The 18,635-nt window shown below is 73.3% G+C and carries 16 protein-coding genes and 2 pseudogenes; 8 read left to right on the top strand and 10 right to left on the bottom strand.

Annotation, left to right across the window (positions count from 1 at the left end; all coding sequences use genetic code 11):
• Positions 1 to 50 precede the first annotated feature (50 nt).
• Positions 51 to 662: a sigma-70 family RNA polymerase sigma factor gene (locus ACIPYQ_RS13805; RefSeq protein WP_361764954.1), complete on the top strand. Its 612-nt coding sequence runs from the start codon at positions 51 to 53 to the stop codon at positions 660 to 662.
• Entirely contained in the window at positions 659 to 1,390 is a 732-nt protein-coding gene (locus ACIPYQ_RS13800; RefSeq protein WP_361764951.1) for a zf-HC2 domain-containing protein, read from the top strand. Before ACIPYQ_RS13805 ends, ACIPYQ_RS13800 begins: the two co-directional genes overlap by 4 nt.
• Positions 1,391 to 1,785: 395 nt before the next feature.
• Here the strand turns inward: ACIPYQ_RS13800 and ACIPYQ_RS13795 are convergent, their stop codons facing one another.
• Positions 1,786 to 2,517: a hypothetical protein gene (locus tag ACIPYQ_RS13795; RefSeq protein ID WP_361764948.1), complete on the bottom strand. Its 732-nt coding sequence runs from the start codon at positions 2,515 to 2,517 to the stop codon at positions 1,786 to 1,788.
• Between the two features lie 9 nt (positions 2,518 to 2,526).
• Positions 2,527 to 3,954, bottom strand: coding sequence for a hypothetical protein (locus ACIPYQ_RS13790; RefSeq protein WP_401250105.1), 1,428 nt, complete (start codon positions 3,952 to 3,954; stop codon positions 2,527 to 2,529).
• Positions 3,955 to 4,104: 150 nt separating this feature from the next.
• Here ACIPYQ_RS13790 and ACIPYQ_RS13785 point away from each other — a divergent pair, with 150 nt between their 5' ends.
• The 5 genes from ACIPYQ_RS13785 (at position 4,105) to ACIPYQ_RS13765 (ending at position 8,421) form a co-directional block, all read left to right on the top strand.
• Positions 4,105 to 5,067, top strand: coding sequence for a RimK family alpha-L-glutamate ligase (locus ACIPYQ_RS13785; RefSeq protein WP_401250102.1), 963 nt, complete (start codon positions 4,105 to 4,107; stop codon positions 5,065 to 5,067).
• Positions 5,064 to 5,879 (top strand): RimK family alpha-L-glutamate ligase, encoded by an 816-nt coding sequence (locus ACIPYQ_RS13780; RefSeq protein WP_401250100.1) that lies wholly within the window; start codon positions 5,064 to 5,066, stop codon positions 5,877 to 5,879. Before ACIPYQ_RS13785 ends, ACIPYQ_RS13780 begins: the two co-directional genes overlap by 4 nt.
• Positions 5,880 to 5,988: 109 nt before the next feature.
• Complete coding sequence (locus tag ACIPYQ_RS13775; protein WP_401250097.1) at positions 5,989 to 6,843, top strand: DMT family transporter; 855 nt, start codon at positions 5,989 to 5,991, stop codon at positions 6,841 to 6,843.
• A 42-nt stretch (positions 6,844 to 6,885) separates the two neighbouring features.
• On the top strand, positions 6,886 to 7,941 hold the full coding sequence (locus ACIPYQ_RS13770) for a zinc-dependent alcohol dehydrogenase family protein (RefSeq protein ID WP_401250094.1): 1,056 nt from the start codon (positions 6,886 to 6,888) through the stop codon (positions 7,939 to 7,941).
• 30 nt (positions 7,942 to 7,971) lie between these two features.
• Positions 7,972 to 8,421, top strand: coding sequence for a hypothetical protein (locus ACIPYQ_RS13765; protein ID WP_401250091.1), 450 nt, complete (start codon positions 7,972 to 7,974; stop codon positions 8,419 to 8,421).
• A 9-nt stretch (positions 8,422 to 8,430) separates the two neighbouring features.
• Here ACIPYQ_RS13765 and ACIPYQ_RS13760 read toward each other — a convergent pair whose 3' ends face one another.
• From ACIPYQ_RS13760 to ACIPYQ_RS13725, 8 genes and pseudogenes are all read right to left on the bottom strand, one after another.
• Positions 8,431 to 9,156: an Asp/Glu racemase gene (locus ACIPYQ_RS13760; protein ID WP_401250842.1), complete on the bottom strand. Its 726-nt coding sequence runs from the start codon at positions 9,154 to 9,156 to the stop codon at positions 8,431 to 8,433.
• A gap of 64 nt (positions 9,157 to 9,220) precedes the next feature.
• A complete protein-coding gene (locus ACIPYQ_RS13755; protein WP_401250088.1) occupies positions 9,221 to 10,150 on the bottom strand; it encodes a fumarylacetoacetate hydrolase family protein in 930 nt (309 codons plus the stop codon).
• 18 nt (positions 10,151 to 10,168) lie between these two features.
• Positions 10,169 to 11,287, bottom strand: coding sequence for a cupin domain-containing protein (locus ACIPYQ_RS13750; RefSeq protein ID WP_401250086.1), 1,119 nt, complete (start codon positions 11,285 to 11,287; stop codon positions 10,169 to 10,171).
• The gene (locus ACIPYQ_RS13745) at positions 11,284 to 12,303 is read right to left on the bottom strand and encodes a carbon-nitrogen hydrolase family protein (protein ID WP_401250083.1); all 1,020 of its coding nucleotides are present in this window, start codon (positions 12,301 to 12,303) and stop codon (positions 11,284 to 11,286) included. The genes ACIPYQ_RS13750 and ACIPYQ_RS13745 overlap by 4 nt, the downstream gene beginning before the upstream one ends.
• A 12-nt stretch (positions 12,304 to 12,315) precedes the next feature.
• Positions 12,316 to 14,628, bottom strand: a complete 2,313-nt coding sequence (locus ACIPYQ_RS13740) for an FAD-dependent monooxygenase (RefSeq protein ID WP_401250080.1) — start codon at positions 14,626 to 14,628, stop codon at positions 12,316 to 12,318.
• A pseudogene (locus tag ACIPYQ_RS13735) lies at positions 14,610 to 14,987 on the bottom strand (acyl-CoA thioesterase); the annotation flags it as partial. The pseudogene ACIPYQ_RS13735 and the gene ACIPYQ_RS13740, both read right to left, overlap by 19 nt.
• Before the next feature lie 225 nt (positions 14,988 to 15,212).
• Positions 15,213 to 16,841: pseudogene (locus tag ACIPYQ_RS13730) on the bottom strand (AMP-binding protein); the annotation flags it as partial.
• 137 nt (positions 16,842 to 16,978) lie between these two features.
• Positions 16,979 to 17,419, bottom strand: a complete 441-nt coding sequence (locus ACIPYQ_RS13725; protein WP_401250077.1) for an ATP-binding protein — start codon at positions 17,417 to 17,419, stop codon at positions 16,979 to 16,981.
• A gap of 228 nt (positions 17,420 to 17,647) precedes the next feature.
• On the opposite strand from ACIPYQ_RS13725, the gene ACIPYQ_RS13720 reads away from it, so the two are divergent.
• The gene (locus ACIPYQ_RS13720) at positions 17,648 to 18,601 is read left to right on the top strand and encodes an alpha/beta hydrolase fold domain-containing protein (RefSeq protein ID WP_401250074.1); all 954 of its coding nucleotides are present in this window, start codon (positions 17,648 to 17,650) and stop codon (positions 18,599 to 18,601) included.
• Positions 18,602 to 18,635: the final 34 nt, after the last annotated feature.

Below are 18,635 nucleotides of genomic sequence, written 5' to 3'. Positions count from 1 at the left end.
GTGGCGTGTTCCGACCGCACCACCTAAGCGAGGAAGACGGAGAGGGTGAGATGGCCGGACCACTGTGGCCCCGCACTCGGCGGGGCTCGACCGATGAGGCACTGATCAAGTCGGTGTACGAGGAGCACGGTCACGCCCTGCTCGCGTACGCCACCCGGCTGACCGGGGACCGGGCCGCCGCCGAGGACGTCGTCCAGGAGACGCTCATCCGGGCCTGGCGGCATTCCGAAGTGCTGGTCAACGGAAAGGGTTCGGTGCGCGGCTGGCTGCTCACCGTGGCCCGCAACATCATCACCGACCGGTACCGGGCCAAGGCCGCACGGCCGCCGGAGGTCTCCGGGGCCTCGGCCACTCCCCCGGTGGAGGCGGACCACGCCGACGCGGTGGTGGACAGCATGACGGTCCTGGGGGCCCTCGACCAGCTGTCGCCGGAACACCGCGACGTCCTCAAGGAGTTGTACTACCGGCAGCTCAGCGTGGCGGAGGCGGCCGACGCCCTCGGCATCCCGGCGGGCACGGTCAAATCGCGTTCGCACTACGCGCTCAAGGCCCTGCGCGACGTCTTCAGGGACCAGCGTGCGAAGGAAAGCAGCTTCAGAGATGGCAAACGACCGGGCGGGCCGCCCCAGCGGCCGGCCGGACTGCGTGAGGTGGTGGCATGAACCGGCAGCGGCACGAGGAGGAACTGCTCGGCCCGTACGTGCTCGGCGTCCTGGACGCCGAGGAGGTCCGCCGGATCGAGGATCACATGAGCGGGTGCGTGCAGTGCCGGGAGGAGGTGGCCGCGTTGCGCGAGATGGAAGCGGCACTGGGCGAGGTGCCCGAGGAGGCGTTCCTCGACGGGCCGCCGCAGGGCGGTGACCTGCTGCTCCAGCGCACCCTGCGGCAGATGCGCGGTGAGCGGGCCGGTGCCGAGCGCCGGCGCGCGGGGCTCGCGGGACTGGCCGTGGCGGCCTCGCTGGCCGCCGTGTTCTGGGCCGGTACGGCGCTGGGCGCCGGCGATCCCGATTCCGTCGCCCTGCCCGCGCCGCCGTCCCCGACGGCTTCGGCGGACCCTTCGCCGCCGCCCGCCGGGACCAAGGTGGCCTCCGCGACCGACAAGGTCACGGGGGCGCGGATGACCGTACAGATGACGCCCGCCACCAAGTGGGTGCGGGTGCGTGCCGCGGTCACCGGAGTGCCGCCGGGCGAACGGTGCCGGCTGGTCGTGGTCTCCAAGAACGGTACGCGCACCACCGCCGGCGGCTGGGTCACGGGCAGCCAGGAGAACGGCGAGGCCAAGGGGGCGGCGCTGGACGGATCGGCGGCCGTGGACCCCGCGGACGTCAAGGCGATCCTCGTCGAGAACGAGGCGGGCAAGGCCTTCGTGTCCGTACCGGTGCCGGCCTGACCGGAACGTGACGGAGCCCGGGAGCATATCCAGCTCCCGGGCTCCTGCGTGCCACCCAATTGCGCACACCGGCACGTTTAAGAGTCGCGGATCATTCTTAGATCGACGTGTTCTGCCTTTGAACTACCGCGCCACGAGAGAGGCGCAGAGGGGACTTGAACCCCCATCCATCGATGATCGTCCACGCTCGGTCGATCCGGTGTTCGGCGGCGAATACTGAGACTGGAGCGATAATCTGAGATTGAAGGGCCGCCTCTACCAGCTTGGGCCACCCCGGCTCGTAATGCCGGGGGAGGGATTCGAACCCCCAACTGACACCCTCGTTCAGCTTCAACATCAGTTTCAGCTTGCGCTCTCGCGCACCCCCTGCAGACATACAGAGGGAGATTTCGGGGCTACCTGAACAGGTAGCCGAACACCGCGTCCCCGACCCGCTGGTCGGTGACCTCGGCGCTGTTGGCCTCCTCGCGGGCGAACTTGACGGCCTGCTGGAGCTTCTCCACGCGGTCGATCAGCTCGTTGACCCGGCGGGCGGGCAGCGCACCGGAGAACTTCACGGTCGTCCAGTACCCGACCGGAACGTCCTCGTAGTACACCTCGACCTGCGCCGGATGCTTCTCGGTGGCCTCGGCCTTCACGTGGTTGCGCGGCACCTTCTTGGTGCGGATCGTGCGCACCGGGTCCGTCTTCCAGGAGTCCGTCGACGGGTCGAGGTTCCAGGACTCGGAGGCGTCCAGCACCGGCAGCTTCCGTACGAAGGTGTGCATGTCCGTCAGCTGCTTCTCGAGGAAGAGCAGGTACGGCACGGGCACCTGCGCCAGCAGGACCGTTCCGTCCACGACGACGTCGGCGGCCGCGGAACGGTTCGCCCAGTCCTTGGTGGCCGTCACGTCGAACAGCCGCGTCAGGGTCCCCGCGGTCGCCCGCAGCACGTCCTCCGCCTTGACCTGCACCCGCGTGGACTCGGGCGGCAGCTGCTCGCCCTCCTCGTCCTTGGGCTGGTAGGTCCGGGAGATGCCGGCCAGCAGGGCGGGCTTCTGGACGTCGTGGTGAGCCTGGGTGAGCTCCTGGAGGGACTTGGACTTGACGCCCTTTTCGACTGCGATGATCTGATTCAGCTTCGGCACGTGATCAACCTAGCAGTCGATTGTCGGATCATTCACCTGGATTTCGGGCACCCCGGCCCGGTCGAGCATGCGGCGCATGTCCTCGGCGGGGAGCGCCGGGTTGCCCGCGGCGGCCCGCGCGGCCTCCGCGGCCTCCGGGTCGGGATCGGCGAGCAGTTCGCGGATCCGGGCCACGGGGAGCCGGGGGTCCCGGGCGGCGTCCGCGCGCGTCTGCGGGTCCCGGCCGAGCCGGTCCAGGAGCTCCGGCTGGAGACCGGGGTCGCGCAGGGCCAGGCGCCGGGCGCTCGGGTCCGGGGAGTCGCCGAGGCGCGCGGCGAGGCCGGCGGCGGGGAAGCCCGGCCGGACGACCAGCATGCCCACGGCGCGGTGGGTGCCGTTCAGGTAGAGGTCGAGGAGCAGCTCGGGCGGCGGCTCCGGGTGGAACTCGGCGAGCAGCAGCCGCACGGCGAAGTCCTCGTCCTGAGCGAGCCGTTCGACGGCGTCGGCCGGCAGGCCCGGGCAGACGGCGGCGCTGCGCCGCAGCCAGGTGTGCGGGGACCGGGCGCACCGCCGCAGGAACGCGGCGTCCTCACGACGTTCCCACACCCAGTCGAGGGTGGGCAGCCGGTCCTCCGCGCCCACCGTGTAGTCGATGGCGGCGCGTTCGGACTCGCTCAGTTCGGGGCGGGCGGAGACCTGGAGCCGGACCCGGGGGTCGGGGTCGACGGCCAGCCGCGCGACCAGGTCGGGCGGGAGCGAGGGGTTGGACGCGATCGCCGCGAGCCGTTCGCCCTCCGCGACCACGCGTTCGGCGAGTTCCCGGGTGAGCCGGCCGCTCGCCAGGACCTCGCCCACCTGCCACCCGTCCCCCAGCCGGCCGACGAGCCAGGTGGTCCGCTCCTCGTCCTCGTGGCAGACCCGCAGGGCGGCGGCCTGCCGCACGTCCGGGTCCTCGTCGTGGAGGAGCCGCTCACGTGTCCCGTCCGCGAGCCGGTCCCAGGCGCGGCAGGCCGCCTGCCGGTACATCGGGTCCTCGTGGTCCGCGAGTCCCGCAAGGACGTGGGCGGGCGGGCGGCCCCACGTGACCAGTTCGCTGCGCACCAGGGCCTTGGGGTGGTCGAGCAGCCGCTCGTACGCCCGGTCGGGCAGCGGGGGCACGCTCCGCCGGTAGGCCGTGGGGCCCTGCGCGAGGGTGAGGTGGAGCGCCGGGTCCGGGTCGTCGAGCAGTCGGGCACGCTGGTCGGGGTCGGCGTTGCCGTTGCCGGCGAAGGCGATCCGGACGCGGCGGTCCGGGTGGACCAGGACGGCCTCGATCACCTCCTGCGGCAGGACCCCGCGCTGCGCAACCGCTCGTCGCACCCACTCGTCTTCGTGGCCGAGCAGCCGCAGCAGCACGTCCGCCGGTGCGGCCCTGTTCCACGCCAGCGCGCCCAGCAGCCCCGTCCACTGATCGCCCATGCCCGATCCCTCCCCCGTTGATCCAAAACGGGCAGCGTAGCAAGGAAGCCCACAGCCGGACCGATCATCACAATGCGGTCCATGACATCCTGTGACGTCACAACTCGCCGGACGGAATCGGCGGACGTCCGGGGAATATGGGGAAGGTCGATGAGGCTCTGCTTCCTGGTGGAGGAGCACTACCGCCACGACGGCATGCCGAACGAGGTGATCGGGCAGCTGACCGCGTGGGGGCACCGGGTCGACGTGGTGCGGCCGGGCGGCTCGCTGCTGCGCATGTCCGAGGCCGTGGACACGGGGGCGCACGACGCCTGGGTGCTCAAGACCGTCTCCGGCGGGCCGGGGCTCACCCTGCTCGAAGGCGCCGCCGCGGCCGGGATGACCACCGTCAACGACGCCCGGTCCATCCGGGGCGTACGGGACAAGGCGCTGGCCGCCGCCATCGGGCGCGGCCGGGGGCTGCCGCTGCCGGCCACGTACGCGGTGGCCTGCCCCGAACTGCTCAGGGAGGTACCGGCGGCGGAGTACCCGCTCGTGGTCAAGCCCGCCGACGGCAGCTCCGGACGGGCCGTGCGCCTGGTGTCCTCGCCGGAGCAGCTGGAGACGGTGCTTCCGCTCCTCGCGGGCGAGGGCATGCTGATCGCCCAGCCGTACGTGCCCAACTCGGGCACCGACATCAAGGTGTACGGGGTCGGCGGCGAGCTCTTCGCGACCGAGCGCTGCTCCCCGCTGCACCCGGACCCCTCGGTGCGGGAACGCCGGGTGCCGCTGTCGGCCGAGGTGGCGGCGATCGCTGCCCGGGTGGGGGCGGTCTACGGGCTGGACCTGTACGGGGTGGACGTGCTGCTGGGCCCGGACGGGCCGGTGGTCGTCGACGTGAACGACTTCCCGAGCTTCCGTCAGGTGCCGGACGCGGCGGCGCGGGTGGCCCGGGCGGTGCTGGATCTGGCGCGGGCGGGCGGTCAGGCGCAGGCGGGCGGTCAGGCGCAGGCGGGCGGTCAGGCGCAGCCTCAGGCGGCCTCACCCCAGCCCACACCGGCGGCGCTGCCGTTCTCGACGCTGCCCCTGTCGATTCCGGTGCAGGTCCCGGCGCCGGCGGGCGAGAGCGTATGAGGATCGGCCTGATCACCCCGGAGCCCGGGCATCCGCTGCTGGCGGGGGCCGCCGCGCTGCTGGCTCCGGAGCACGTCGTCGAGTCCCTCGATCCGACCCCGCCCGGGGAGGCGGCGCCGGTGCCGGTGCCCCGGCGGCCGGCCGACGTCTACCTGCTCAAGTCGGGGACCCCGCACGCCGTGGGGCTCGCACGGGAGCTGGAGCGGCGGGGCGCGGCCGTGGTGAACTCCGCGGCGGCCACCGCACTGTGCCAGGACCGGACGGAGATGGCCGGGCTCGCCCTGCGGGCCGGGCTGCCGTTCGCCGCGACGCGTACGGTCGGCCCCCTCTCGGCATGGGCCTCCGCGGCCCCGTTCACCGCCCCGGTGGTCGTCAAGAGCCGGCACAACCGCAAGCGCGATCTCGTCGCCCGCGCCGACGACGCCGACGCCCTGCGGGAGTTGGCGCGGGCCTGGCCGCGGGAACCGGTGGTGGTGCAGGAGTACGCGCCCAACAACGGCTGGGACCACAAGCTGTGGGCCATCGGGGACCAGGTCTTCGCGGCCCGGCGCCGCTCCGAGCTCTCCCCCGGCGGGCGGGGCCCCAACGTGCCGCTGGCCCTGGACGACCTGCCGTCCGGATGGGCCGGCCTCGTGCACGAGGTGGGCGCGGTGTTCGCGCTGGACGTCTACGGCGTGGACATCATCGACACCGGCGGCGGCACACCGCTGATCGTGGACGTCAACGCCTTTCCCGGTGTCCGCGGCCAGTCCGGGGCCCCGGAGGCCCTCGCCGCCCTGGCCCTGCGCCGGGCCCCGGGCCGCCGCCCGTAGTCCTGCGGCGCCGCACGCGCGCGTCCGGACGGGCGAATGCGCACGGTGGGACGGCCGCGGCCCGGTGTCGTGGCGCGGCCCTGTGGCGGGGGCGGTGAGGATCGGGGGCATGGGCGTCGTCCTGCCGGTCCTCTTCGCGCTGTTCGCGGCGCTCAGCAACGCGCTCGCCACCGTGCTCCAGCGGCGGGCGGCGCTCACCGTGCCGCAGAGCGACGGCTTCCGCTTCGGTCTGGTCCTCGACCTGCTCCGGCGGCCGGTGTGGGTCGGCGGGATCCTGGCGGTGATCGCGGCCGGTGTCGGGCAGGCCCTCGCGCTGGCCACGGGCGCGCTGGCCCTCGTACAGCCGCTGTTCGTGCTGGAGCTGCCGCTGGCCCTGCTGATCGCCTCGCTGGTGACGCGCCAGCGGCTGCCGGGGGCGTTGTGGCTGGCCGTGGCGGGGGTGGTGGCGGGGCTCGGGATCGCTCTGGTGGCCGCCTCGCCGCAGGGCAACCGTACGGACGTGCCGGCCGAGCGGTGGGCGGTGGCCCTGACGGCCTGCGCGGTCGTCGTGGCCCTGCTGGCCGTGGCCGGGCTGCGCCGCCCGCCCGGCCGTTCACGGGCCGGGTGCCTCGGCGCGGCCACCGCCGTCTGCTACGCGCTCACCGCCGCCCTGATGAAGTCCTCGGTGCACGTCCTCGACGACGACGGCATCGGCGCGTTCCTGACCTCCTGGGAGACGTACGCCTTCGGCGCGAGCGGCATCTGCGCCCTGCTGCTTCTCGAACACGCCATGCAGGGCGGGCCGCTGGTCGCCTCGCAGCCCGCCCTCACCCTCGGCGACGCGAGCATCAGCATCGCCCTGGGGGTGGTCCTGTACGAGGAACACCTGCGGTCGGGCTGGTGGTTGCTCCCCCAGCTGCTGGGCATCGCCCTGATCTGCGCGGGGGTGCTGGCTCTCGCGAGGGCCGGGGACGGTGCGCCCTGAGGACGGGTAGCGTGCCGGGCAGTCGAGCGGAGGGCGGAAGCCATGCGAGCGGTGGTCTTCGAGCGGTACGGGGAGCCGGCCGAAGTCAGGGAGGTGCCGGATCCGCGTCCGGCGGCGGGCGGGGTGGTGGTGCGGGTGGAGGCCACCGGGCTGTGCCGCAGCGACTGGCACGGGTGGATGGGGCACGATCCGGACATCGTGCTGCCGCACGTTCCGGGGCACGAACTGGCGGGCGTGGTCGAGGCGGTGGGGGCCGGGGTGTCGAACTGGCGGGTCGGCGACCGGGTCACGGCGCCGTTCGTGTGCGCCTGCGGAACCTGCGCCGACTGCGCGGCGGGCCACCATCAGGTCTGCGCGCGGCAGACGCAGCCCGGGTTCACCCACTGGGGGTCCTTCGCCGAGTACGTGGCCCTGGACCACGCCGACGTGAACCTGGTGGCCGTGCCCCAGGAGCTCTCGTACGCCACGGCGGCCGGGCTCGGCTGCCGCTTCGCGACCGCGTTCCGGGCCGTGGTGGTGCAGGGCAGGGTCGCGGCGGGCGAGTGGGTCGCCGTGTACGGCTGCGGCGGGGTGGGCCTCTCCGCCGTGATGATCGCGGCTGCGGCCGGGGCGCGGGTGGTCGCCGTGGACACGGCGCCGGGGGCGCTGGAGCTGGCGCGGAAGTTCGGCGCCGTGCACGGTGTGGACGCCACGGCCCACCCCGACACCGCTTCCGTCGTACGGGAGTTGACGGGCGGCGGCGCTCACCTCTCGCTCGACGCCCTGGGGTCGCCCGTGACGGCGGCGGCCTCGGTGAGCGGTCTGCGCCGCCGGGGCAGGCACGTGCAGGTGGGGCTGCTTCCGGCGGCGGCCGGCGCGGCGGCCCTTCCGATGGACCTGGTGATCGGCTGGGAGCTGGAGATCCTCGGGAGCCACGGGATGGCGGCGCACGCGTACCCGCCGATGATGGAGCTGGTCCGGGGCGGGGTGCTGCGCCCGGACCTGCTGGTCACCTCCACGATCCCGCTGGACGCGGCCCCGGCCGCGCTCGCCGCGATGGGCTCGGCCACGGGAGCCGGGGTCACCGTCATCCTGCCGGGATCGGGGGCTCGGGGCTGAGCTACGATCCCCGCGCAGGACAGGTGAACGATGCGGGAGTGGTGGGTGGTGGACGTGAGCACCGGTGGCAGAGTGCCGGGGGCCGTGGCCGTGGTGCTGGTGGGCGGCCTTCTGCTGAGCGGCTGTTCGGGCGCCGCGGAGGGCGGAGCCCCGCCGGCGGCGGAGAAGCCGGCGACGCCGACCGCGAGCGCCGGCCCGGCGACGACCCCACCGGCCCCCACCGCTTCGCAGCCGGCGGCCCCGGAGCCCTCCGCCTCGGCCGCGCCCCCGGCGGCGGCCCCGAAGCCCTCGGGCAGCCGCGGCTCGCAGCCGGCGCCGAAGCGGAGCACGGCGGGCTCGTCGAAGGTCCCGCAGAACCCCTACCGGGGTCCCACCCCGCCGCCGGCGCCCTCCCACGTCCCGACGTTGGACTGGAAGCCGACCCCCTTCGACCCGAACGACCCCTCGATCCCGACGTACACCATGCCGCCGCTGCGCTAGGCCCGTCGGCTACCCCGGCAGGGGGGTCCGCGCGTATGCGCCCGACAGGAGGTGGCCCGCTCCGGGGGCCACGGCGTCGAGGTCCAGAGCCCGGAGCATCTGGTGGGCGGTGCAGACCGCCGCGGAGACGACCGGCTTGCCCAGGAGCTGTTCGGCTTCCTCGATGGCGCCCAGGGACGGCATCTGCACGCAGGCCGAGAGCACCACGGCATCGGCGTCCGAGTACTCCAGCGCCCGCGCGAGGCCCGGCAGCCGGGCCGGGTCGTGGGCGGCGACATCGAGGTTGTCCGGGATCTCGAGGGCCTCGTAGTCGAGGACTTCGATGCCCTCGTGCGTGAGGTAGTCCACGACGGTCCGCGTGAGCGGGCGCATGTAGGGGGCCAGCAGCGCGATCTTCTTGGCGCCGATGGTGTGCAGCCCGTGGACGAGGGCTCCGGCGCTGGTGACGACGGGGGCGGGTGCCCCGTTCTCGGCGGTGCGGGCGTGCAGCCGCTGTTCCGAGGTCCGGTGGTAGCCGAGGCCCATGCTCATGATGGCGACCAGGCAGGCGTAGCCGAGTACGTCGACCCGGGCGTCGGACAGTTCCAGGGCGCAGCGGTCGGAGTCCGCGTCCATGGCCCTGAGCTGTTCCGGGGTCACGTGGGTCATGCGCATCCGGCTGGAGTGGAAGGTGAAGCGCTCGTCGGGTGCGATGGCCTGGCGGGCCCGGAGGATGGCCGGGACCTCGGTTTCCATGGTGACGTTGGAGCTCGGCACGATCTGGCCGATGCGGTAGGTGCGGGGTGCCACGGGGTGCTCCTCAGCGGGCGTCGACGACGGGGTTGGTCAGGGTGCCGATCAGCTCGACGGTGGCCTCCACCGTGTCACCGGGGGCCAGGAACTCCGGCGGGACCATGCCGGCGCCGACGCCGGAGGGCGAACCCGTCGCGATGACGTCGCCGGGTTCCAGGGTCATGCCGGAGCTGATGTCGGCGATGAGGCGGGCGATGGGGAAGAGCATGTGGCGCGTGTTCGACTTCTGCTTGGTGACGCCGTTGACGCGCAGCGAGAGGTCGAGTGCCATGGGGTCGCGGATCTCGTCGCGCGTCACGATGACCGGGCCGAAGGGCGCGTAGGAGTCCTGGCCCTTGGAGAAGAACCACTGGCCGGAGCGGCGCTGGTCGCGGGCGCTGATGTCGTTGATGATGCTGAAGCCGAAGATGTGGTCGTACGCCTCCTCCTCGCTCACCCGGCGGGCGGTGCGGCCGATGACGACGGCGAGTTCGCATTCCCAGTCCAGCTGGGTGGTCAGGTCGGCGTTGTGCAGGATCGGCTGGCCCGGTCCGGTGACGGCGGTGGCGGGCTTGCCGAACAGGACCGGGCGCGGCGGCAGGTCCTTGTCGGTGTCGAGGCTGCGGCTGGACTCCTCGACGTGCTCGATGTAGTTGAGGCCGACACCGATGATCTTTCCGGGGCGCAGCGGGGCGCGCAGGGTCACGTCCTCCAGCCGGTGCACGGCGCCGGCGGGCGCTCCGGCGGGGTCGGCGGCGAGCAGCTGCCGGGCCGCTTCCTCCGCGGCCGGGCCGGCCTGGACGAAGGAGAGCAGGTCGTGCGGGAGCCGCACGCCGGCGTGGTCGGCCAGGACCGCCAGGTCGAGGACGAGGCCGTCGGCCTCGACGCCCAGGCGTTCGGTGGCTTCGGTGGTTCCGGTGGCTTCGGTGGCTTCGGTGGTGAAGGTCAGCAAGCGCATGGGGGGGCTCCTCGTGGGTCAGGCGGAGGTGACGGGCTGGTGCCCGCCGTTGTCGGCGTACGCCTCTTCCCGGTGGAAACCGAGCGAGCGCATGACGGGGAAGTCGTTGAAGGAGAAGAGGCAGGCGTCCTCGGTCTGGTCGAGGTTGTGGTGCTCGTGCCAGGCCCAGGAGGGGACGCAGAAGATGTCGCCCTGCTTCCACTCGAAGCGCCGTCCGGCGATCACGGAGAATCCGCGGCCCTTGGCGGCCGTGTAGATCACCGAGCCGGTGTGGCGGTGGGCGAGGGTGGCCTGGCCGGGGCGCAGCAGCTGCATGTGGGCGCCCATGGTGGGCATGACCGGGCCGCCCGTCACCGGGTTGGTGTACTCGGCGATGACCCCGTCGTACGGGGAGCCCTCGCTCGCCTTGGCGAGGCCGCGCAGGGCCTCGTACGTGGGCTCCCAGGGGTAGGCGAGCAGCGGGGAGTGGGGCCGGGTCCACTTCTCCACCCCGTACGGCAAGAGGTTCGCTCCGTAGGTCAGGACCGAGGAGTTGATGACCTTCCCCGGGGTCTGGTACAGGTCGGGGTGGACCTCGTAGAACCCGGCGTCCAGGGCGTTGACCAGCGGGATGTCGAGCCCGTCCTGCCAGATGACGGGGCCGTCCTCGGCGTCGTTGCCGTGCTCGTGCCAGGTGCCGTTCGGGGTGATGGCGAAGTCGCGGGGGCCGACCCTCAGCTTCTGGCCGTCGACGATCGTCCAGGCCCCGGTGCCCTCGTGGACGAAGCGCAGGGCGGCGGCCTGGTGCCGGTGGGCGGTCATGGCCTCGCCGGGACCCATGATCTGCAGGCCGGTGTAGAGGAGCCCGGCCGCGGCGCTGACGTCCTTGCGGCCCGGGTTGACGAGCATGACGACGCGGCGGCCGGCGTCGTCGCCCTTGACGAGGCCGAGGGCCTTGAGGACGTGGGGGCGCAGCTCGTCGTAGCGCCACAGCACGGGCACGGACTTAGGCTGCGGGTACCAGGGCTCGATGTCGTTGGCCACGGTCCACAGGGCGCCCGCGTCGAGCGCGCCGAGCTCCTCGTAGTACGCGGTGAGTTCGGGGGTGTCGGAGACCCGGGCGCGGCCGAGCATGGTGTCGTCCTGCTCGCTGGTCATGCGTCCTCCTCAGGAGCGGCGGTGTCGGTGAAGGGGGCCGGGGGCACGGTGAAGGTCACGGGCAGCCGGGGGCGGTTGTCGACTTCGAGGCGGAAGATGTCGAAGCGGTTGTAGTGGCCGGTGATGTCGTGCATCTGCTTGGGCTGGATGCACCGGGCGAGGTCGATCTCGCCGTAGACGATCCCCTCGTCGTCCACGAGGGGATCGGTGACCGGGCGGCCGTCGGGGCCGAAGATGCCGGACAGCGCGCTGCGGGGACGGGTGAACTGCTTGCGCAGTTCCTCGTCGTCCCCGGCGAGCAGGTCGACGATCTCCGGGGAGACGGTGGAACAGGCGACGACGGAGAAGACCTTGCCCTCGAAGCTGTGGGCGGCGGTGCGGACGGCGATCGCGTCGGCCATGTCGTAGTCGGCGGGGGCGACGGGCAGGGCGATGTAGCAGGAGGCGTGGACGAGTTCGCCCTGTGCGAGGAGGGTGAAGCGGGCCAGGGTGTTGGTGTTCTCCCCGCAGGCGAGCGCGCCGAGGGGGCCGACGGGTGTGTCGTGGACGACGAGCGAACTGCCGTCCCCGCCGGTCCAGGTGAGCTTCTCGGCCCAGGTCGGCACCAGTTTGCGGTGGACGCCGAGGAGGGCGCCGTCGGGTCCGATGGTCAGCAGGGTGTTGTAGAGGACGCCGAGGCTGTGCGGGGCGCGCTCGTTGACCCCGATGACGAGGACGATCCCGTGCCGGCGGGCCGCGGCGCGCAGGGCGTCGACGTGCGGGCCGGGAATGTCGACGGAGGCCCGCTGGAGCCGCTCGAACCAGGGGGAGCCCTGGACCGGGTTCATCGTCCAGTTCCAGTAGGGGTAGCCGGGGACGAACACCTCGGGGAAGACGACGAGTTCGGCGCCGTGGGCCGCGGCCTCGGCGATCAGGTCGACGGCCTTGGCGACGGTGGCGGCGGGGTCGAGGTAGACGGGCGCGGCCTGGACGGCCGCCGCCGTGAAACGGGGCAGGTTCTCCCTGTCCATGGGCATGGGGACCTCCGGCTATCGGGGGACGGGAGCGGGCGCCGCGGCGGCGGCGCGCGGCAGCCAGCGGCGGTGGGCGGACGCGGCGGGCTGCCGCAGGAGTTCGAGGCGGGGCGGGATCCGGTCGGTGCGCGCCGACGGGGGCCGGCCGCTGCCCGCCCGCCAGGCGCGCGCCCAGGGGGCGGCCGGGCCCTGGTAGCCCTGGGCCGCGGCGGCGTGCAGGGTCCACAGCGGGTCGTGGATCTGCGCGCGGCCCACGCCGCACAGGTCCGCCCGGCCGGCCAGGATGATCGAGTTCACGTCGTCGTAGGTGGAGATCGCGCCGACGGCGATGGTGGGGACCCCGGTGGCGTTGCGGATGAGGTCGGCGTAGGGGGTCTGGTAGCTGCGGCCGTAGCGGGGCCGCTCGTGGGAGACGACCTCGCCGGTGGAGACGTCGACCGCGTCGGCGCCCGCCCCGGCGAGCGCGCGGGCGATCGCGACGGCGTCGGCCTCGCTGGTGCCGCCCTCGGCCCAGTCGGCGGCGGAGATCCGCACGAGCAGCGCCTTGCCGGCCGGCCACACCTCCCGTACGGCGCGCAGTACTTCGAGCGGCAGCCGCAGCCGGCCGTCGAGGTCGCCGCCGTACTCGTCGGTGCGCCGGTTGGTCAGCGGGGACAGGAAGCCGGAGAGCAGGTGGCCGTGCCCGTACTGGAGTTCCAGCACGTCGAAGCCGGCCCGGTCGGCGCGCCGGGCCGCGCTCGTGAAGTCCCGTACGAGGGCGTCCATGTCGGCCCGGTCGGCCTCGCGCGGCACCGGGCTCCGCTCGTCCCAGGCCAGCGCGGAGGCGGCGATCGGCTGCCGGTCGTGCGCGGCCGCGCGGCGGCCGGCGTGCGTGAGCTGGATGCCGAGGCAGGTGTCGGACTGGCCGTGGACGAAGTCGGCGATGCGCCGCCAGGCCGCTTCCTGTTCGTCGTTCCACAGGCCGGGGCAGCCGGGGGTGGCCCGGCCGTCGGCGCTGACGGCCGTCATCCCGGCGAGGACCAGGCCGGCGCCGCCGAGGGCCTGCGTGCTGAGGTGGACGAGGTCGAAGTCGCCGGGGACGCCCTCGCGGGCGGTGTGCAGGGCGGTGGGCGGGACGACGACCCGGTTGCGCAGCAGCAGTCCGCCGAGCGGGTAGGGCCGGAACATCGGCGGGACGGTCGAGGAGTGGTTGACCGCGGTGGTGAACTTCTCGTCGCGCACCCGCAGGTTGTCGTAGGTGACGCGGCGGCTGCGGGTCAGGAGGTTGAAGGCGAACTGGTGCGGGTCCTGGCCGGTGTAGCGGTCGATGTGCTCGAACCACTCCAGGCTGGCCTGGGCCGCGCGCTGGGTGGACTCCACCACCGGCCGGCGCTCCTCCTCGTACGCGGCGAGCGCGGTCGGCACGTCCGGGTGCTCGTGCAGGCTGGCGGCGAGGACGAGGGCGTCCTCCATGGCGAGCTTGGTGCCGGAGCCGATGGAGAAGTGCGCGGTGTGGGCGGCGTCCCCGAGGAGGACGACGTTCTCGTGGCGCCAGGTGCGGTTGCGCACCGTGGTGAAGCGGAGCCACTTGGAGTTGTTGGGGAGGAGGCGGTGGCCGTCGAGGTGGTCCGCCAGGAGCTCCTCGCAGCGCCGGATGCTGTCCTCGTCGCTGGTGCCCGGCGGGTGGTCGAGGGCGGCGAACTCCTCGAAGCCGGCGCGCCGCCACGCCTCTTCCTCCATCTCCACGATGAAGGTGGAGCGGGTGGCGTCGTACGGGTACGCGTGCACCTGGAGGGTGCCGAAGTCGTGCTCGTCGACGATGAAGGTGAACGCCTCGAAGACCTTGTCCGTGCCCAGCCACATGTAGCGGCCGGTGCGTTCGTCGAGGTCGGTGCCGAAGGTGTCGGCGTAGGCGGCGCGGGTGGCCGACCGTACGCCGTCGCAGGCCACCACCAGGTCGTACGAGGCGGCGAGTTCGGCGGCGGGCGGGGCCTGGGTGCGGTAGCGGACGTCCACCTCCAGGGCGGCGCAGCGCTCCTGGAGGATCCGCAGCAGGTGCCGGCGGCCGAGGGCGGCGAAGCCGTGCCCGCCCGAGGTGAGGGTGGAGCCCCGGTAGCGGACGTCGACGTCGGCCCAGCGGGCGAACTCGGCGGTCATGGCCGCGTGGATCTCGCGGTCGGCCTGGGCGATGCCGTCGAGCGTCTCGTCGGAGAAGACGACCCCGAAGCCGAAGGTGTCGTCGGGGGCGTTGCGTTCCCAGACGGTGACCTCCCAGTGCGGGGAGAGCTGCTTGGTGAGGGCCGCGAAGTACAGTCCGCCGGGCCCTCCTCCTATGACTGCGACGCGCACGCCGTACCTCCTGGTGATTGCGCGGATTCCGCGCGGGTGAGCAGTTCGGGTTCCTGCGGCCCCGCCGTGTCCAGCCGTTCCCGTACGTCGGCGGGCCAGGGGGTCGACCCGGTGGCGTGGGCGGCCGAGTGGGCGATGACCATGCGGCCGGTGGCCGCCTCCCCGCCCTGTTCGCCGCGCACGGTGAAGGCGTAGTGCAGGGAGGCCGAGCCGACCTTGGTGACCTTCAGCTCGGTGCGCACCGCGTCCCCGAACCAGAGCCGGGCCCGGTAGTCGGCCTCGAAGTGGACCCGGGGCGTGCTGCCGAACAGGTGGGACAGGCCGAGGCGGTGGAGCAGGACGGCCTCGGCCGCCTCGACCCAGCGCACGACGGTGGAGTGGTGGTAGTGGCCGGCGGCGTCGGTGTCGGTCCATTCGACGCGCCGTTCGACGACGACGCTGGGCGGCAGGGGCGACGGCACGGACGACGGCACGGTCGGGGCAGGCGCCGTCGGGGCCGGTGCCGTCTGGGCAGGCGCTGTCAGGGTGGGTGCCGCCGGGGCCGGTGTCGTCTGGGCCGGTGCCGCCGCGTCGGCGAGGGCGCGCTCGCGCAGCGCGCCGCGCCGGAGCTTCCCGGTGCCGGTGCGCGGGAGTTCCGTGACGAATTCGACGGCGCGCGGGTACTTGTACGGGGCGATCGTCTGCTTGACGTGGGCCTGGAGCTCACGGACGGTCCCCTCGGCCGCCGGGACACCGGCGCCCAGGACGACGTAGGCCTTGACGACCATGCCGCGCCGCGTGTCCGGGGCCCCGACGACCGCGCACTCCTCGACGTAGGGGTGGGTGGCGAGGGCCTTCTCCACCTCGGGGCCCGCGATGTTGTAGCCCGAGGAGACGATCATGTCGTCGCTGCGGGCGACGTACCAGAAGTAGCCCTCCGCGTCGCGGATGTAGGTGTCGCCGGTGATGTTCCAGCCGTTCCTGACGTACGAGGCCTGGCGCGGGTCCGCGAGGTAGCGGCAGCCGGTGGGGCCGGTGACCGCCAGCAGGCCGGGCTGCCCGTCGGGGACGGGATCGCCGTGCTCGTCGACGACGGCGGCGCGGTAGCCGGGAACGGGGCGGCCGGTGGAGCCGGGCCGGATGTCCTCGTCGGCCGCGGAGATGAAGACGTGCAGCATCTCGGTGGCGCCGATGCCGTCGATGATGCGCAGCCCGGTGGCGGCGTGGAACTCGTGCCAGACCGCGGCCGGCAGCGCTTCCCCGGCGGACACGCAGCGGCGCAGCCCGGCCAGCCGGTCCACCGCCCCGGCCTCCATGATCGCGCGGTAGGCCGTGGGCGCGGTGAACAGCACGGTCACGCCGTGGGCCGCGACGAGTTCGGCCAGTTGCAGCGGGGGCGCCTGCTCGATCAGCAGGGTGGCCGCCCCGACGGAGAGGGGGAAGACCACCAGCCCGCCGAGCCCGAAGGTGAAGGCGAGCGGCGGCGTGCCGGTGAAGACGTCGTCCGGGCGGGGCCTCAGGACGTGCCGGGAGAAGGTGTCGGCGTTGGCGAGCACGTCCCGGTGGAAGTGCAGGGTCGCCTTGGGGCGGCCGGTCGTACCGGAGGTGAAGGCGATCAGCGCCACGTCGTCCGCGGCGGTGGCCACGGTGTCGAAGCGGCCGTCCTTGGCCGCGCAGCGCGCGGTCAGGTCCGTCGGTCCGGGACCGCCGTAGGTGAGGACGGGCAGGTCCGGCAGGTCCTGTGCGTCCGTCCCGCCGGGGCGGCGGGCCGGGTCGAGCTCGTCGGCGTAGCGGTGGTCGCACACGGCGAGCAGGGGCCGGCTGATGTCGGTGAGCTCGGCGAGCTCGGACGCGCGCAGCATCGGCATGGTGGTGACGGCGACCCCGCCGGCCTTCAGGACCCCGAACCACGTGGCGACGAGCCACGGGTTGTTGGGGCCGCGCAGCAGGACGCGGTTGCCGGGCACGAGGCCGAAGTCCTCGGTGAGGACCTGGGCGACCTGGTTGGCGCGGTGCTGCAGTTCGCCGTAGGTCCAGCGCTCGGTCGGGGTGAGCAGACAGGGGCGGTCGGGGCCCAGCCGCTCGACGGCGTCGTCGAGCAGGCGCCGAGCGCAGTTGAGCCGGTCCGGGTAGTCCAACTCCGGTAGTTCGAAGTGGAGTTCGGGCCAGAGAGCGAAGGGCGGCAGCCGGTCCCGACAGAAGGAATCGGCATGCGCGGAAGGGGAGAGCTCCATGGGGCGGCACCTCAATCAGGGAGCAGCGGGGAGATGGGGAGCAAGATATGTCGAATATTTGGCGTCCGTCAACATCTCGCGATATTCGAGGACTGGGGCAGCGATGCACACCCCCCGCCCCCCTCCCCCACACCCCCTCAGGCCGCGGGAATGCGCACGCGGACCGACTTCCCGAACTCGTGGGCCACGACCGAGAGTTCACCGCCCAGCTCGGCCGTCAGCAGCTGCACGATCAGCAGTCCGCGCCCGTCTTCGGACTCCGGGTCGATCTCGGCGCGCGGAGCGGGCAGCCTCGGCAGGCCGGCGCCCCGGTCGGCGACCTCCAGCCGGAGCCAGCCCCCGCCGACGGCCACGCCGACCCGCATCCGGCCGGCTCCCGCGTGCCGGACGACGTTGCCGACGAGTTCACTCACGGCCAGCAGCAGGACGTCGACCGCTCCACAGGAGACCCGCCAGCCTTCGAGCGCGTCGCGCACACGGGACCTGACCTGCGGAACGCTGGCGGCGACGGGGTCGGCGACCCAGTGGACGAAGCTCCGCTCCGCGGGAGGAGCGGAACTGCCGGTGGTGGTGAGCATGGCGCGCTCCCGGAGGGGGAAGGCGGCGCATCCGCTGGTGTGTCTCGTGCAACTGCTCCAGAAGTCGGACGGCCTCTGGGCTTGTAGTCAGCGGAAATGCGTCGCTAGAGTCGTGATTACACGTGTAACAAGCTACGCCTCCCCCGGTGACTCGCGCAAGCATTTCGGACATACGACGCGAAGCCTGCACGCCGCCCCCGCCGGGACCGCCGCATTGGAAGGGCCGCAATGACGCAATCTCCTCCCACCGAGTTCGATCTCGCCGACATGACCTGGCCACCCCCGCCGTACCAGTCGCCCGTGCAGCCCGTGACGGGCGCGGACGGCGTGCGCCGCTTCGACGGGGTCACGTACGCGACCACCCCCGGCTACCGGCCCCGCCTGCTCGACGTCCAGGTGCCCGCGGGTGAGGGGCCGTTCCCGGCGGTCGTCTGGATCCACGGCGGCGGCTGGCTGGACGGCGACCGCCGTTACCCGCCGCCGACCGTGCCCGCCGCCCTCCTGCACGGGGCCGTACTGGCGGCCGGGCTCGCGCTCGTCTCCATCGACTACCGGCACAGCCTCGAAGCACCCTTCCCGGCGCAGCTGCACGACGTGAAGGCCGCGATCCGCTACGTCCGCACGTTCGCCGGCGCCCTCGGCATCGACCCGGACCGGATCGGCGTCTGGGGCGAGTCCGCGGGCGGCCACCTGGCGGCGCTCGCCGGACTCGTCGGCCCCGGCAACCCGCAGGCCGCGGCACTGGAGGGCACGCACGGCGTCGGCTCCGGCGACACCGGGGTCCTCGCGGTCGTGGACTGGTACGGCGTCTCCGACCTGGTCGCCCTGGCCGCGCACCCCATGCCGGCCATGCCGTCCGGGATCGAGTTCCCCGATCCCTACGAGGCCCTGCTGGGCGCCTCCGTGGCCGCGAACCCGGAAGCCGCCCGCACGGCGAGCCCGGTGACGTACGCCGCGGACTCGACCCCGCCGCCGTTCCTGCTGGTGCACGGGACCCGGGACGGCCTGGTCCCGTACAGCCAGAGCGAGGTCCTCGCCGAAGCCCTGAAGGGCGCCGGGGGCGAGGTCACCCTGCAGCCCGTGGACGGCGCCGACCACATCTTCCTCGGAGCCCCGGACATCACGCCGATCGTCGAGGAGAGCGTGGCCTTCCTGGCCCGGCACCTCGGCGCGGGGGCCTGACGGCCGGACCCGCGGACGCCTTCCGCCGTGGGGG

It is taken from the genome of Streptomyces sp. NPDC090045, assembly GCF_044747975.1.
GTDB lineage: Bacteria > Actinomycetota > Actinomycetes > Streptomycetales > Streptomycetaceae > Streptomyces.
This window is presented reverse-complemented; position numbering and strand designations above follow the sequence as displayed.

Coding starts and splice junctions, on each gene's coding strand:
- ACIPYQ_RS13800 (WP_361764951.1), top strand. CDS start 659: ATGAACCGGCAGCGGCACGAGGAGGAACTGCTCGGCCCGTACGTGCTC.
- ACIPYQ_RS13765 (WP_401250091.1), top strand. CDS start 7,972: ATGCGGGAGTGGTGGGTGGTGGACGTGAGCACCGGTGGCAGAGTGCCG.
- ACIPYQ_RS13745 (WP_401250083.1), bottom strand. CDS start 12,303: ATGCCCATGGACAGGGAGAACCTGCCCCGTTTCACGGCGGCGGCCGTC.
- ACIPYQ_RS13760 (WP_401250842.1), bottom strand. CDS start 9,156: ATGGAAACCGAGGTCCCGGCCATCCTCCGGGCCCGCCAGGCCATCGCA.
- ACIPYQ_RS13770 (WP_401250094.1), top strand. CDS start 6,886: ATGCGAGCGGTGGTCTTCGAGCGGTACGGGGAGCCGGCCGAAGTCAGG.
- ACIPYQ_RS13755 (WP_401250088.1), bottom strand. CDS start 10,150: ATGCGCTTGCTGACCTTCACCACCGAAGCCACCGAAGCCACCGGAACC.
- ACIPYQ_RS13780 (WP_401250100.1), top strand. CDS start 5,064: ATGAGGATCGGCCTGATCACCCCGGAGCCCGGGCATCCGCTGCTGGCG.
- ACIPYQ_RS13720 (WP_401250074.1), top strand. CDS start 17,648: ATGACGCAATCTCCTCCCACCGAGTTCGATCTCGCCGACATGACCTGG.
- ACIPYQ_RS13725 (WP_401250077.1), bottom strand. CDS start 17,419: ATGCTCACCACCACCGGCAGTTCCGCTCCTCCCGCGGAGCGGAGCTTC.
- ACIPYQ_RS13790 (WP_401250105.1), bottom strand. CDS start 3,954: ATGGGCGATCAGTGGACGGGGCTGCTGGGCGCGCTGGCGTGGAACAGG.
- ACIPYQ_RS13775 (WP_401250097.1), top strand. CDS start 5,989: ATGGGCGTCGTCCTGCCGGTCCTCTTCGCGCTGTTCGCGGCGCTCAGC.
- ACIPYQ_RS13750 (WP_401250086.1), bottom strand. CDS start 11,287: ATGACCAGCGAGCAGGACGACACCATGCTCGGCCGCGCCCGGGTCTCC.
- ACIPYQ_RS13805 (WP_361764954.1), top strand. CDS start 51: ATGGCCGGACCACTGTGGCCCCGCACTCGGCGGGGCTCGACCGATGAG.
- ACIPYQ_RS13785 (WP_401250102.1), top strand. CDS start 4,105: ATGAGGCTCTGCTTCCTGGTGGAGGAGCACTACCGCCACGACGGCATG.